12 protein-coding genes are annotated in these 15,502 nt (G+C 49.5%); 4 read left to right on the top strand and 8 right to left on the bottom strand.

What is annotated here, in order from left to right; all coding sequences use genetic code 11:
- Positions 1–9 precede the first annotated feature (9 nt).
- The 8 genes from neuC to HOJ95_09490 form a co-directional block, all read right to left on the bottom strand.
- A complete protein-coding gene (neuC, locus tag HOJ95_09455; protein MBT6394919.1) occupies positions 10–1,116 on the bottom strand; it encodes a UDP-N-acetylglucosamine 2-epimerase (hydrolyzing) in 1,107 nt (368 codons plus the stop codon).
- A 50-nt stretch (positions 1,117–1,166) separates the two neighbouring features.
- Positions 1,167–2,195, bottom strand: a complete 1,029-nt coding sequence (locus HOJ95_09460) for an N-acylneuraminate-9-phosphate synthase (protein MBT6394920.1) — start codon at positions 2,193–2,195, stop codon at positions 1,167–1,169.
- Entirely contained in the window at positions 2,192–3,340 is a 1,149-nt protein-coding gene (locus HOJ95_09465) for an NAD-dependent epimerase/dehydratase family protein (protein MBT6394921.1), read from the bottom strand. The genes HOJ95_09460 and HOJ95_09465 overlap by 4 nt, the downstream gene beginning before the upstream one ends.
- Positions 3,341–3,384: 44 nt before the next feature.
- Positions 3,385–3,972 (bottom strand): winged helix-turn-helix transcriptional regulator, encoded by a 588-nt coding sequence (locus HOJ95_09470; GenBank protein ID MBT6394922.1) that lies wholly within the window; start codon positions 3,970–3,972, stop codon positions 3,385–3,387.
- A 209-nt stretch (positions 3,973–4,181) separates the two neighbouring features.
- Positions 4,182–4,682 carry a UpxY family transcription antiterminator gene (locus HOJ95_09475; GenBank protein ID MBT6394923.1) on the bottom strand — a complete coding sequence of 167 codons (501 nt, stop codon included), beginning with the start codon at positions 4,680–4,682 and terminating at the stop codon, positions 4,182–4,184.
- Between the two features lie 236 nt (positions 4,683–4,918).
- Positions 4,919–5,779 (bottom strand): methyltransferase domain-containing protein, encoded by an 861-nt coding sequence (locus HOJ95_09480; protein MBT6394924.1) that lies wholly within the window; start codon positions 5,777–5,779, stop codon positions 4,919–4,921.
- A 14-nt stretch (positions 5,780–5,793) separates the two neighbouring features.
- Positions 5,794–7,062, bottom strand: a complete 1,269-nt coding sequence (locus HOJ95_09485) for a glycosyltransferase (GenBank protein ID MBT6394925.1) — start codon at positions 7,060–7,062, stop codon at positions 5,794–5,796.
- 29 nt (positions 7,063–7,091) lie between these two features.
- On the bottom strand, positions 7,092–8,897 hold the full coding sequence (locus HOJ95_09490; GenBank protein MBT6394926.1) for a hypothetical protein: 1,806 nt from the start codon (positions 8,895–8,897) through the stop codon (positions 7,092–7,094).
- Positions 8,898–9,526: 629 nt separating this feature from the next.
- Here HOJ95_09490 and HOJ95_09495 point away from each other — a divergent pair.
- The 4 genes from HOJ95_09495 (at position 9,527) to HOJ95_09510 (ending at position 14,845) form a co-directional block, all read left to right on the top strand.
- Complete coding sequence (locus HOJ95_09495) at positions 9,527–10,684, top strand: aminopeptidase P family protein (protein MBT6394927.1); 1,158 nt, start codon at positions 9,527–9,529, stop codon at positions 10,682–10,684.
- Positions 10,685–10,748: 64 nt separating this feature from the next.
- Positions 10,749–11,927 (top strand): acyl-CoA/acyl-ACP dehydrogenase, encoded by a 1,179-nt coding sequence (locus HOJ95_09500; protein ID MBT6394928.1) that lies wholly within the window; start codon positions 10,749–10,751, stop codon positions 11,925–11,927.
- Positions 11,928–11,961: 34 nt separating this feature from the next.
- Positions 11,962–13,137, top strand: a complete 1,176-nt coding sequence (locus tag HOJ95_09505; GenBank protein MBT6394929.1) for an acyl-CoA/acyl-ACP dehydrogenase — start codon at positions 11,962–11,964, stop codon at positions 13,135–13,137.
- 31 nt (positions 13,138–13,168) lie between these two features.
- Positions 13,169–14,845, top strand: coding sequence for a thiamine pyrophosphate-binding protein (locus HOJ95_09510; GenBank protein MBT6394930.1), 1,677 nt, complete (start codon positions 13,169–13,171; stop codon positions 14,843–14,845).
- Positions 14,846–15,502 lie beyond the last annotated feature (657 nt).

Consider the following 15,502-nt stretch of genomic DNA (forward strand, 5'->3'; position numbering starts at 1 on the left):
GGATGCTTGTTAGTACGTGATCCGTTTCTGTAATGTAAATTCATATTTTTCGAGAATGTCGGTAATTCTTTTTCCAGATTTACCGTCGCCATAGAGATAGTCAGGCTCGTATTTACCATGGTTGGCCTGCCGCTCCATAGCTTCCGCAATTTCATCACAACTATAGCCAACGTCGATAACGTTGCGCCCGCGCTCCCGGCCTCCCTGACGTGTTCCGATGTTCACCGAGGGCGTCCCGAGAAAAGCCGCCTCTCGGATGCCGCTGGACGAGTTACCAATGATGCAAGTTGCGTTTTTCAATAAGGGGGCGAACAATTCGATAGGTAAGCTTTTAAAATAATGTACGTTGGTGGGAGATTTTCTTTCTCGATAGAAACGAATTCCTTTGTTGATACCGTCAGAACCTGCGTCCATGTTGGGCCAAATCCAAATTACCGGCATCTTCGATCCATCAATCGCCGCAATCGTCTCATTCACGTTCTTGAAATTATCATCATACTCGGTCGTAACCGGATGCTGGATAACGATGTGATAGTTACCAGGCTCAATATCAACCAACTCTCCCAGCCCATAATCTTTCTGATAAGCACGGACTGGGTCAAGGTTATCAAGATCCTGTCCGGCGATGACGTCCATACTAGTTGCGCCAACCGGAAAAATCGTCGTTGGTGCCTCGCCCATGCGCTCTATTCTTTTAGCGGCATTCTCTGAGGTTGGGAAATGCAGATGTGCCAGCTTGGTGATTGAATGGCGAATACTTTCATCGATCGAGCCGGATACTTCTCCGCCTTCCATGTGGGCAATGGGTATATTCATGTAGCAGGCTGCCATAGCAATTGGCAGACATTCGAAGCGATCAGCGATGACAAAAACAACATCGGGCTTCAAATCCTCGAATGCTGTACTGAACTCGGTAACAGCGATTCCAGCAGACTTCGCCATTGTAACAGGGTTTTCACCTTCGAGCAGAAAATGGATCATCCTGTCCACGGGCAAATTAATGCTGTCGTCCGAATGAAGAATACGTCCGTATTTTTCCAAAATTACGCCACCCCCCAAAATGAGCTGAAGCTCAAGATTCGGGGTTTTTTGAATACTCTCGATGACCGATTTCATCTTCGCGTAATTTCCGCGGGTGGTGATAATGATGCAAATCTTGCGGTGGCTCAATTCAGATGCTCCCACTGTATGACGGTATCAGACTCAAGATCGATATTGATGCGGCGGTGGACAACCTTCTCGGCATCCGAGGGAGGAATGCCCGTGCCCGGTCGCTTAAAGGCGAGCACATCCAAAGTTAATTCATCTCCCGCTTTCATTGCTTTCCTCGTTACCAGGCTCTTTCGTGCCCAGAGAATACTCTCCAGCTCAGCCGAGTTGGGTACGCGCTCTCCTGAGCCAAGACTCGCTTCAATTTCGCGCGCACCTCGAATCAACTCAGGAAGATCTTCGGGCCCACAAGAAACTTTCCAATCCTGCGCATCAGGAACGTTGAAATCCAACGAAATATGTTTTTCGAGAACTCGTGCGCCCCGCGCAATTGCGGCCAAGGGAATGTAAATGCCAGCCGTATGATCCGAATACCCTGTCACTACATCAAAAGCCTCGCGAATAGCATCCATCACCCGAAGATTAATTTCATCGGGAGGCGAAGGGTAGTTTGTCACGCAATGCAGCACCACCACCTCCCGGTTTCCGGCCTCGAATACCACATCGAGCGCTTTAGTGATTTTCTCAAAAGTGTACATCCCGGTGGATAAAATAACGGGTTTTCCCCGCCCCGCAACCTTCGAGATGAATGGCCAGTTATCCACCTCGCCCGAGCCAATTTTATGAACTGGTACCTTGAGTTCATCAAGAAAATCCAGACTCGGCTCATCGTGTGCGGTGGCAAAAAAAGTGATGTTTTTATCATCACAGTAATCTCGGACACGATAAAAATCATCGTAGGGAAGGCATCTACTACTCAAGCGCTCCCGCCAAGCGGCCGCCTCGCGCCCAATGAGGGCGTCCGTATCGAAGATCTGAAATTTAACGGCATCCGCCCCGGCCTCCACCGCCATGTCCACCAGCCGAAACGCTTTTTCCACGCTGCCAAAATGCGCAACACCGGCCTCGGCGATCAGATAAGCGGGGCAATCTTCTCCTACCCCAACACCATCTATCTGAAACCGTGAACTAAACCGTTTACTCATTTCCATTTCGTTTTCGGAAGAATCGATTCTGCATGAATATTACTCTTGTACTTCATTACCGTTTCGAGAATACGCGCGAGCACATCATCGGTCAGAAGATTTGGCTCAAGGCCCAGATCGGGCAGTGCGCTTAGCGCAGGATTATAATAATGCTCCTCTGCCTCGACTCGGGGATTTTCGACTGACTGGACTTGCACATCCAGCGAGAGCATTTTTCCTGCCCTCACCACACGATCCGCAAGATCATTTACCGAAAAAGTTTCAGTGAATTGGTTAAACACCCGCAACCCACCCTCATCCAATGGATTATCCACCGCCAGGCGAATACACTGCATCGTATCCTTGATATTCAGATAGCCACGCGTCTGCCCACCGGCCCCATAAACGGTCAGAGGTATTCCCGCAACAGCCTGGACAACAAAACGGTTCAACGCCGTTCCAAACGTTTCATCATAGCTAAAACACGTGAAGAGATTTTCATCGTCATCCATCTCATCCGTAAACAGACCGTAAACCGGCCCTTGCATTAGGTCGGTTACGCGAAGCCCCCACGCCCGCACGTAAAAGTAGAGCAGATCCGTATCCTGAATTTTAGTCGTGTGGTAGAGGGAGCCCGCCTGACGCGGAAAGAGAAATCTACCTTTTCTGCCCTTGTGTTCGATATCGATGAATCCTTCTTCGATATCGATATCCGGAGTCCCGTACTCACCCATGGTGCCGAGTTTGACAATATGGCATTCGGGATTCACTTCCCGTACTGCATAAGCAAGATTTAGCGTACCCGTAAGATTGTTGTTCAAGGTGAAACGAGCCTGCTCATAATTGGCCATAGAATAGGGTGCCGAGGGTTGTTCAGCGTAATGAACGACTGTATCAGGAACAACTTTCTTGAATACATCGAGAAAGAACTTACAGTCCGTTACATCCCCCTCAAATACTTTAATGTCTTTTCCGGATTTTGCTGCCCATGCGACCACGCGCTCATTCAATTTTGGGGTAGCGTAAAGTTGCGGTGCACCGATCTCCGCACTAGCCGTACGCCTAAAGTAATTGTCGATTACAGTAACTTCGTGACCGCATGAAGATAGGTGCATGGCCGTCGGCCAGCCGAGGAAACCATCGCCACCTAAAATTAGAACCTTCATCTATTTTCAACCCTCCTAAGAAGCGAATGACTTCTACACGTTTCCTACAAATTGGAACTGAGAACAATCCTGTCATCTGGCACCCCTAACTCCCTTAGGCGCTCAATGCATTCATCTATTTTTTCAAGCTCCATTACACATACATACTCAGAAAAATCAGATAACTCATCCAAAGGACCCACCTGATATCCCAAGAAGAATTCTCCCGAACTCGCAAGAGATGAAACTGAGACTATTTCAATGTCATTTTGTTTCATAGTCAAATAAAAAAGCTCTGCAAGCTCTCCCACTCCCACCAACGCGACCCGCCTCACTCCCTTTGTCATCAGGTCCAAAGCAAGTTCCTGTAATTTCGAGCGAACATCCTTGTAGTAGGTCAGGGAGTACTGAACGTAACTTAGCGTTTTTTGAGATTTCTCAGAAATACCCTTAGGAGTCAATATGTACTGTACCCGGCGCCCAGGAATCGTCGTTACTTTGAAATAACCCTTTCGAACAATGCGTTTTACGAAAGAGTTAACAAGCCCCAAAGAAATATTTAGTTTATTCGCAAGTTCCCTTTGGGTGGTTGCACCATCCGCCCGGTCAATCTCTTCCATCAACTTCAACTCTTGAATATCAGATTTACGCACGACCCACGTCTCTTTATTTCGAAGGATTTAAAAGGGGAGGGGAAAAAACATCACAAAAGAGAAGATACAGCTCCGCCCTCTCGGGCCACTAACAAAACAACGCAACGATCATTATTTCAAATACTTACATACACAACTTACCTGAAGTCTTTTCACATTCCGACAATTTTCTAATCTCAGAATCGTGAATTTATAAAAACTCAAAACATTCAGGATATTTTCACAACCTGTTTTTCCGAGAGTTCGACAGCAACGGAGCGCTGCAACAATGCAACCGAAACCACCAGATGTTCCTTCCGGCTAATTCGGATCACTTTTCCTTCAGCCCCCGTAAGGGGCCCATCATCAATACGAACAGCATCCCCCGGCCCGAGATAGGAAATTTCCTTAAAATTTTCTCCGCTCTCAAGAAGAATTCGAAGAGATTCTACTTCGTTTTTAAACATGGGCATCGGATGCCCACCTTGGCCCAAAATCCTGACAACCGAACGTGTAGTTACCACTTCCCTAGCCCATCCAATCCGAGCCCCAGGCTCAACAAAGAGATAACCAGGAAACAATGGGGCGAGAATCGTTTTACGTCGATCACGCCTCCGGCTTAGAGTCAATTTTTCAGGGAGAAATACGGTGAGTTCCATCCGCTCCAGAATGTCGCGGACAACTCGTTCATGATTACTCTTAATATGGACTGCGTACCATTCTGCGCTCAAAGCCCGATTCCACAATTAGGCGGCCAGTTTAAATTCGCTCGTTATTCGCCATTCCTTGCGTTCACAGGTTGAACGTAAATCATTTACACACCCAATGTCAACAAAAAAACATTTTTTTCAATAATTTAGGATAATTCAAAGACTCATGAGGAGTACTAGAGGATAATACTTAGAATGAGGTTTTCAGCCCAATATCCCATCAAATATTGCATCGATACTCTATGGGGTGCCTTCCCTTAGTTAGGCTTCTCGCCATATAGGCGCCAACCATAAAGTCCGGTGGGCGAAATTTTCACATTGCTCAGACCTGACCTTTCCGCCCAGCCTTCCATGTCTTCGCGATTATAATAAAATCGAATAGGGGCAGACAGACGATCGAACCAATCTGCAAAACAAGTATGAAAAGGAAATTTTGCATAGAGTTTAATTCTGCGAGGTGTCAGCGAATCAACACCTGGAATCGCCTTCAAAAGACGATATGGCAATATAAACAACCCATAATCAAGACAAGCCGCAAGTAAACATATCGCTTTTAAGATTCCGTAAGGCATTCTGGTCGTTCTCTTGCGAACCGCTTCAAGCAAAGCGTTTAAACGCCCTCTTGATTTACTATAAACCCAAATAAAAATCGGAGAACCCGGCTTTAAATATTTCTGTAACTCTACAAAAGCACCTTCAGGATCGGGCATATGGTGCAATGCCCCAATACAATAAACGTAATCCAGGCTATCCGTCTGAAACGGAATCTGATAGGCGGATCCTTTCACGACTCGAGCATTTCCCAACTCCCGTGTATTTTCCTTTGCGGAAATGGCGGCGTCGCTAAAATCCATTCCAATGGCAAGCTTCGCCCCGTAGCGCGCAGAGTAGAACAAATGCCGACCGAACCCACATGCGGCATCGAGACCAACCTTTCCCTCGAAAAAAGATGCTTCAACAGGAAAGATATAATTCAAGAAATGCTCTTCGTCTTCCGGCGAAATTTCTTTGAACTCCCGCCACTGATACCCGAAACTTTTGCTGGTTCGATTTAAAATATCCTGGCTAACTAATTCATTTTCTGGCATTGAATTTTTACCTGTCTGAATTTCCTGCATGATCTCCACAAACCCTATTGGCTATTACCCAAGTATAACGATTCAAGATTATTCACAAGATGATCTATTGAATACTGGCGAGCACGCTCTCGGCCCACACGGCCCATATCTGTCAGTTTACTTGGGTCGTTTAACAGAAAACCCATGGCCGACGCAAAACCTTTGCTGTCTTCCGATTGAACCAGAGCGCCCACTGCACCCACATGAAACTCACCTATTCCAGGCAGAGCATCATAATTCCCGTCTTGTGGTATGCCCGTCAAATCTCCCACGCCGCCAACCTGGGTGGCAACTATCGCACGGGCAGCCGCCATTCCCTCTATGATGCACAGGGGCGTTCCTTCATTTTTTGAGGTCAAAGCAATCAAATCCAAGCATTCATAAATCGCCGGCAAATCGGAACGCCACCCAAGAAAATGGCACCGCTCGTTTATCCCTAACTTCCTTACCTTTTCCTCAAGATCGGAACGCATCTCGCCATCGCCCACGATGAGAAAATGTGCCAGACCAGACCTCTTTCCTACCCCTTCTTTTAAAACGCGGGCCGCCGATTCAAAAAAACAAACGTGATCCTTAATAGGCACCAATCGGCCGACAATACCCACGAGAGGAACATCGACAGGGAGGGAAAGATTTTTTTTTATCGCGCGCTCTCCGAGAACAGATTCATTTGTCTTCAAAAAAGCGTCGAGTTCAATACCCAAGGAGACAACCGCCATTTTCTCACTTCTGGTTACACCAAACCCGACCAGTTCATCTCGAAGGGACTCGCTCAATGTAATCAGGTTGGTTGAGATATACGCTAATCCACGCTCAAGTAGACGAAAAATCCGACTTTTGAGCGGAGAGAAATATCCCGACAAAACATGGCCATGAAACGTGTGATAAACAAGCACTCTCCTCGGCGCCCAAAGCCCCCTCCAGTGAAGACGGCGGTATAGCAATGCGGCAACCCTACCAACAGCACCCGCTTTCGCCGTGTGTGTGTGGACGATATCAGGTCCGAATGAAACCATGTAACGAAAAAGCCTCCAAATCATAGGCAAATCTTGGAGAAAGCTTATTTCTCGGCCGAGCTTTTCAAATTTAACAGGGACAATGCCCTTGGCCGCCGCAAAATCCTCCATCGAGCCCTCTGATGCATCCACTTCTCCAACGACAAGCTCGGACACCCATCCTTTCTCGCGAAACTTTTCAGTCAGCAGAATTACATGACGCGCAGGCCCCCCTACATTGAGGCGAGCTATAAGTCGAAGAATGCGCAACGGTCTATTGGCTGTCATCCTAAATTTTCATGAATATGGTTATCAATTCAGATGAGACTATGAATCCTGCGGCATTTTATTCCAAGCTCATCACATGGAGCAAAGAAATCCGCCAGGTCTTCATCGGGAGCGGAAGGTATCGCGACAACGACCTCTTCTATTCTCTCCTCCACCAAAATTCTTCTAAGTGAAAAGCGGCCACCCATGACATCGAGGCCAAACATTCGGCGACCAATTTTCCCTGGATTATCATCAATAAAGCCAACAGGTTGATAACCCAGTCGGGAATTATTTTGCATCTCCCTCACAAGCATCTCTCCGGCATCGCCGGCGCCGATTATCAAAACGCGCTTGCCAGAGTTTTTCTGAACACCCGGCAGTGCGTCACGAAGCCCACGGAAAAGCAGCCGTAGACCGGCCACCAACATCAACATGATCATCCAGTCGATGACAAAAACCGTCCGCGAGTAGCCCTCGAAATTCCAAATCATCAATATTGCCACAACAGTGATCACCGAGGATGTCGTCACTGCTCGACAAAGATGAATCAAATCGACGATTCCCAGATAACGCCACATGCTTCGGTACAAACCAAAGGCATACAACACAATCAGTTTCACCGGAATGATGACCGGCAACGTCACCCATATCCGCGCAAGCCGCGTTGGCGTAAGCTCTGCCTCGTAGCGCAGCAGAGTCGCCGCATAATACGCCAGACAAATGGCGACCATATCGAGCAGCATTTCTACAAACGCGCGTTTGTGAAAAACATTTGTCCCAAGCACCGCAGGCGACTCCTCTTTTCGGTGGCTCAAGGCAAGAGGCAATTCCACCGAATCCACCTTCACCTCCCCCAAGAAAAGGCCGAAAACCACGGCGCCCGACATCAGGACGACCGACATAACGAGGACTATCGAGAAATTCAGGTAGGCGTAGAGGAAAGCCGTCCCACCGAGAATCAAACTGAACAGATAAATCAACAAAACCGTCCGCTTCTCACTCAGGCCGAGAATCACCAGGCGATGAGAGGTATGGTCCGTCCCTCCCTCGGAAATACTCTTGCCCTTTAGAATTCGAGAGAATGAAACCAATGCGGTATCGAAAATCGGAACTCCCAGAACCAGGACGGGAATCGCCAGCGTCGCAACAATATTTCCCACATCTTTTCCCGTAGCCATGATGGATACGACAGCAAATGCGTAGCCGATAGTCATGCTCCCACTGTCGCCCATAAAAATAGAAGCAGGAGAAAAGTTGTAGCGCAGAAAACCCAGACATGCGCCTACAAATGCCGCAGAGATCACCCCGACAAGCACATCGCCATTCACAAAGGCGTACGCCACAAGAACGAGACCTGAAATACAGGCTGTCCCCGCGCACAAGCCGTCCATATTGTCGATTAAATTAAACGCGTTGGTGAGTGATGCGATCCAAAATATCGTCAGCAAAACAGCAAAAAGCTCATGGCCGCCAAAATTAAAAACATTACCCGTAAAAACAGCCAGGCAAGCGGCTATAATCTGGCTCAGCAATTTAGTAACTGGCCTTAGGCTCGAAAGATCGTCCCAAAAACCAACAGCAAAGACAATGAGCCCGCCCAGGACAAATCCCAGTAGACGCGGCTCCCAAAGTTTAAGCAGGAAAAATGCCAGGCTGAACATCACGCCAAAGAAAATGGCTACCCCACCCAGCAGGGGAGTCGGCTCCTTGTGCCAGCGAGAACCCGCCGGCTGAGCCACATATCCAAACCGATTAGCCAAGAGTTTCACAACCGGCGTCAATACGAGCACTAGCGCAAAAGAAATTGAAAAAGCATAGAGAATATAGACAAAATTAGATGAAAGAGGCTGCATACAAATATTCTTCCAAAAAGGGCAGAAGCCTTAAAGAACAAATTTCCAAAAATAACATACCGTCAACGATTTCAATTATATAGATAATCCCTTTATGCAGTCAACGAAGCCATCTCGATTAGCGGCAAAGAAATACATGTATCCCATTTTCACAAATGAAAACAAAGCCTTTTCTTCCCAACAGACCCAAACGCCCCGCCATCTAGCTAAAAACACCTACCTCAAATTGTTACCCACAAAACCTCATTCCCAACAAAAAATCATTCATCTCCAATCCCAAAAGAAGACCATTAACGAGTAGTACACCCTTTCCGATCTCCTTCATCTCCTTATATAAATAACAATCACGGCACATCCCCTAGCAATCGAAATTGCGTGAAACTAACCCATTTCACATATGAGCAGGCGGGCAGAACCCGCTATAAACAATTAGGTCCATCCACGCTCAACCCTTGCTTTTTGAGGGGACGCATGACAACCTAGAATTCATCTTTTCTTCATGCACAGGTGAGAATTCCAAGGACAAGGATGTACTTTGTCAGATAATTTACACTATCACCTTTATCGAAAAGCTCCCCCCAGAAACCCTACTACAAGGCTCTTCAAATCGGCTAGGGAGAAGTAAAAAAATGAGAATCCCATTCGACCATGAAAAAATAAACACACTCATGGAAAACGATGGCGTTGACCTTTTATTAGCATCTACCAAAGACAATATTAGATACCTGACCGGCGGTTTTGTTTTCTTCTTTTTCGCACACAAAGATGCCATAGGCGTAAGCCGCTACCTTCCCATACTTGGCTATCCTAAAGGCGACCCGAGCAAAGCGTTTTATATCGGAAACGCACTGGAGGGCTGGCAACATGAAGTCGAGCCATTTTGGGTTCCCAACGTCCGGAACGACCAGTGGCATAGCGGCACCACGGGCAAAGAGGCGGCCAACGCCATTCGCGAACTTGGACTGGAGAAAGGCACCATCGCCATAGAAAAAGGATTTCTCCCCGCCGACGCCTATGATGCTCTCAGAGAAGAACTTCCGGACGCCAAATTTACCGACGCCCTCTTTATCCTAGAAAATCTGCGTTCCGTGAAACGCGCGGACGAACTTGCTCTTCTCAAGGAAGCATCTAATCACATTATCGGCTCCATGGTCACCGTCATGAATTCTACTTTAGCGGGCACCACCACATATGAAATTGCCGAAAGAGTTAGAAAAGAGGAGACGCAACGCGGACTCGATTTTGAATATTGCCTCACATGCACCGGCCCTAGTTTCAACCGCGCCCCCTCGGACGCGACCTGGAAAAAAGGGAACATCCTCTCTCTCGACTCGGGTGGCAACCTCCATGGTTACCTGGGCGATCTTTGCCGAATGGCGGTGATGGGAGAGCCCACCTCGCTAATGAAAGATCTTCTCGGAGAAGTTCAGGCAATTCAGGCCGCGGCCAGAGCTGCCATTCGGCCCGGCATAACCGGAAACGAAATTCACGAAAAAGCCTTTGCAGAAAAAGCCAAATGTACACACAACAATGAAATCAAGTTTGTGGCCCATGGCATGGGGATGATTCAGCACGAAGCCCCTCGTCTCTCCAGCGACGGAAGCGTCCCTTATCCAGGCTCACACGCAAATCGCCCAATTGAAGCTGGCATGGTTTTGTCCGTAGAAACCGATCTAAAAAACGAAGAAGTTGGTTTTGTGAAACTTGAGGATACCGTGGTCGTTACTGAAAGTGGTTTCGAGGCGTACGGAGACGATGCACGCGACTGGGTTCAGGTTGAGGGATAAAAAAATCGGCTCCCCGGTACATCCCTGAGCAACTTCCACTTAATTTCTTGGAATTGAAATACGTATGGATCTAACTCTCCAACCAAAAAACCTGGCACTCTATGAGCGCGCCAAGGTTCTTTCGAAAGAACTACTAGCGCCACGAGCACGTCAATATGACGATGAAGCCAGATTCCCGAGAGAAAATTTAGATGCCCTGGCAAAAGAGGGATTCACCTGCCTGACGCTTCCCGAAGAAGATGGGGGCTTCGATATGTATTCGGACCCCACCACATATGTGATGATTCTCTTCGAGCTATCAAAGGGATGTACAAACACCGCGCTGCTACTACACATGCATAATTCCATTACCCACTTCCTCATGACCCTGGGCACCCCGGCGCAGAGAAAAAACCTCTCTACGCTCGTGCGAGACGGAAAAATCATAGCAAGCCATGGCGGTGAAGCTGGAACCAGTACGCAATGGAAGCGAAAACTGGACACCCACGCCAAGCTCGTTGGCGAAAAATTCGTCATTAACGGCCGAAAAGTTTTCTGCTCCATGGCCGGAGAGGCGGACTACTACACACTATGGGTCCAGATCGGAGAAGACTGGGACGTCCGCAAGAGCATGTCTTTTCTCTTTTGTCCCGCGAATCATCCCGGCTTCACCATCGATAGCCAGTGGAATTCCTACGCCCTGCGCGGAACTGCCAGCCATTCTCTGAAAATAGAAAACGTCGATGTTTCTGCCGACAGCCTTTTTGGAAAAGGGGGCGACCCCATACGTGCGGACATCACACCCAAATTCGCTCTTGGTTATTCTGCTGTTTATCTTGGTGTCGGCGCAGCAGCATATGAATGGGTGTTGGACTATGCCCAAAAGCGAAAACTAAAACCCGACAACGTATCGATTTCATCTTATCAACCCATCCAAAGACTCATCGGAGAAATGAAAATCGAGATGGAAAAAGCGCTCCTGATGGTTCAGCACGCCGCATGGAAACTAAAAACATTCGGAGCCGAGGAGGCTTTTCCCAACATAAGCGCGGCGAAATACACCGCCTCAGAGGCATCCGCATCGATTACCGACAAAGCGATCAAAGTGGCGGGCGGCGCCGGACTTCTCAGAGAAAATCCACTTGAACGGCTTCACCGCGAAGCGCGCTCGGGTCTTGTAATGCCGCCCAACTCGGAAAAATGTCTTGATAGTGTCGCCAAGTCCATTATCGAGGCTAACCCTGAATTTGTCGGCACGCCTTAATCAAAAACGATATTTTCTGTCAGGAATCAATTTTATGGACTTTTCAACCAATCCCAAATATGGCGACTTGATAAAACGCTCCATTACAATATCAAAAGACATACTTGCGCCTCGCGCCGAGGTGGTTGACCAGGAAAACAAATTTCCTCGTGCTAACTTCAATGACATGGCCCAGGAGGGTTTTATGTCCCTCACACTTCCAGAGCCTCTCGGCGGTCGGGATCTTTATGCCGACCCAGAGGCCTATTCGATGATCCTCTACGAGTTGGGTAAAGGATGCACGACAACAGCTATGCTTTTTCATATGCACAGTTCGATAGTTCATGTCCTCACCTGCCTTCTTGGCTCAGCAGAACAGTCGGAGCGCTATGCCAGGGCCGTGCTCGACGGAAAAATTTTTGCGAGCTATGCGAGCGAGACGACATCAAGCCTTCACGGGAAAATGGTGATGGACACCCACGCCAAAAACACCGATGACGGATATATAATCAACGGGAAAAAATATTTTTGCTCGATGGCAGGAGAAGCGGATTTCTATGTGCTGTGGTGTCAGCTTGGCGATGAGGAACTAGCAAGGAGCCTGTATCTCTTTGTCACTCCCGCTGGCGCACCTGGTATGAAGATCGATAAAGGTTGGGATTCGTTTTCAATGAGAGGCACCATGAGCGCCTCGATGAGTTTTGAAGATGTAAAAATTGCCCCGAACGACAGAGTTGGAAACGCGGGGGACCCCATACGGCCGGATGTTCTCCCAAAATTTGGCTTTGGTTACTCTGCCGTATATCTAGGCGCAGGAGGCGGGGCTTTCGAGTGGGTTGTAGATTATGCAAAAAAACGAAAGCTCCAGCCCGATAATGTCCCGATAGCTACCTACCCGCCGATTTCACGCCAAATCGGCGAAATGAAGATTGCCCTTGATGCCGCGTTGTTGATGGTACGACGAGCGGGGTGGTTAATCGGAGCTAATGGGGCCGAGGCGGCCTATGGTGCAATTAACGAGGCGAAATTCACCTCTGCGGAAACGGCGGCGATGATCACCGAAAAAGCGATAAAGATAGCGGGCGGCTCTGGCCTGATGCGCCACTTTCCACTTCAACGATTTCACCGCGACGCCAGGGCCGGAATGATTATGCCGCCAAGCACTGAAAAATGCCTTGAGCTTGCCGGCATCACGGCTATTAAAGGAAAAGCCGGCGCCTTGATGACTTGAACCTGGGAAAACAATACATAAGGAATTTCAAATGAAAACCAACGGCGCGACTCTGTTCATGGAAACCCTAATCGACGAAGGGGTGAAATGTATATTCGGCAACCCGGGGACCACAGAGCTTCCGCTGATGGACGCTCTGGTAAATGAAGATCGTCTCCAATATTACTTGTGCCTGCACGAGTCAGTGGCCGTTGCCGCCGCCGAGGGCTATGCCTTCGCCACGGGGGAAGTAGGCATCGTCAATGTGCATGTCGCTCCCGGACTCGGAAACGCAATGGGAAATCTATACAACGCCAAACGCGCCGGCTCGCCACTCGTCGTCACCGCAGGAAACCAGGGACAGCCCGGCCATTTTCATGAGATCATTCTCTGGGACGATCTGCCCCGGATAGCCGAGCCGCTGACCAAGTGGGCATATGAAGTGCGGGATGTGCGAGATCTGGAACACGCTGTTCGCCGGGCCATTAAGGTGGCGCTGACACCGCCGACGGGGCCGGTATTTCTTTCTTTGCCCGGCGACGTTCTTCAGACGCCAACGGGCGGCATCACGGGCTCGCCCACACGTATCCCGACTCGCTTTCCAGCCGCAGCAGAAGCCATAGAGCGAGCGGCGAAACTTCTCACCGAGGCGAAAAACCCGGTCCTCGTGACCGGGCAGGGCATCGCCCGCTCGGGCGCACAGGACGAGCTGGTGGCGCTTGCCGAGTTTCTCGGAGCTAAAGTATATGGAGAGTGCGCCTCGAACGCCTTTAGCTTTCCTGTGACCCACCCCCAGTTCGCGGGCGATCTTCCTAGGCTCGCCGGGAAAATGCGTGAGATACTTGAGGAGGCGGATGTTGTCTTCTTCATCGGCTCCGAGCCCCTCGTCCTCTCGTTTCCACCGGACGTTAATTCCATCCCCGAACACATCCGGGCCATCCACCTCGATCTGAATACTTGGGATATTGGAAAAAGCTACCCGGCCGAAGTCGCCCTCTTCGGAGACCCAAAAACCACCCTGCCGCTAATGAGCACCATGTTGCACCGAACATGGGACGAGGCCCTACATACCCAGGCCCAAGAACGCCGGGCGCGAGTCGAGGCCGAGAACCAAAGTTTTTGGAAAGCGGTCGATCCCGCCTTCAAATCCGGCGAGCAAGACAAAGCCGGCATGTCCCGTACGGCGTTTCAGGCCGCCATCCGCGAGGCCCTGCCCGAGGGCGCCGCATTTGTTGATGAATCTCTCACCACCGGCGGAAACGGCCTGCGCCGAGCCATTGGCGGGAAAGTCAACGACCTGTTCGGCATGAAAGGCGGGGGCATCGGCATGGGGCTCCCCACTGCACTGGGCGTCCAAGCCGCCACGCCTGATCGCCCCGTCGTGTGCGTATCAGGCGACGGCTCGGCCATGTACACCATTCAGACACTTTGGACGGCCGCGCGCTATGGGCTTAACGCCGTATGGATTATCGCCAACAACCGCTCCTATCGCATCTTGAAGGAGCGCATCTTGAACCTCGATGGCAAGGCCAACGAGTTCCGCCAATTTCCTGCGATGGACTTCAACGATCCGCGGCTCGATTTCCCCGCCATGGCTGGCTCAATGGGCATGGGCTCGACGAGCGTAGAGACACCCAATGAACTCATCGAGGCCGTGCGAGCCGCTCTCGCCTCGGGGAAACCCTGGCTCATCGACGCCGCCATCGACCTAGAGCCCCTGGAGCGCTAGGGAGGGAGAATATCTCGATCATCCCCAGCGCCGGATTCACAACCACATGTCGCACCTAGAAACCGCCCTAACCATGAACCCCCCTACAGTTTCGCGGCACTTGCTGTAGCTGGGCCCCAATTTACTGGATGAACGGGCGTCGCACCTAGAAACCGCCCTAACCATGAACCTTCCTACAGTTTCGCGGCATTTGCTGTAGCTGGGCCCCTACCCTGATTGTGGGATAGGCGTCTCGCTCCTCATCCACAGCCACCTCGTTCTCTATACCCACCCCCTTTCCCCCTGAAGAGGGTTAGGGTGAGTTCGAGCGAAACATGTCCAAATGACAAATTATTCAGATTATTTACTCCTATTATTATTCAAAAAAGGACATTTAATTGTTTAAGTGATTACCATTCAACAACTTACACGATAATCAGGCGATATGATTAAGTTGTTGAAAAATTTACCAAAATAACCTATATATAAATAATACTACGGAGTGGGCGATTAGCTCTAAAATTAAAGGACTTTAATATTTAAGTATCGATTTTTGGTTCCCAATTTGAGTTTCCGGAGGGGTACTTAAAATGCCGAAAAAACTTATCCGCTTCATCGCCCCATCGGCGGTCGCGCCTGCGCTCCCGGCGGGCGGGCCCATATGCCCCCCCCCCCCCC

This window comes from Nitrospinaceae bacterium (assembly GCA_018669005.1).
GTDB lineage: Bacteria > UBA8248 > UBA8248 > UBA8248 > UBA8248 > UBA8248.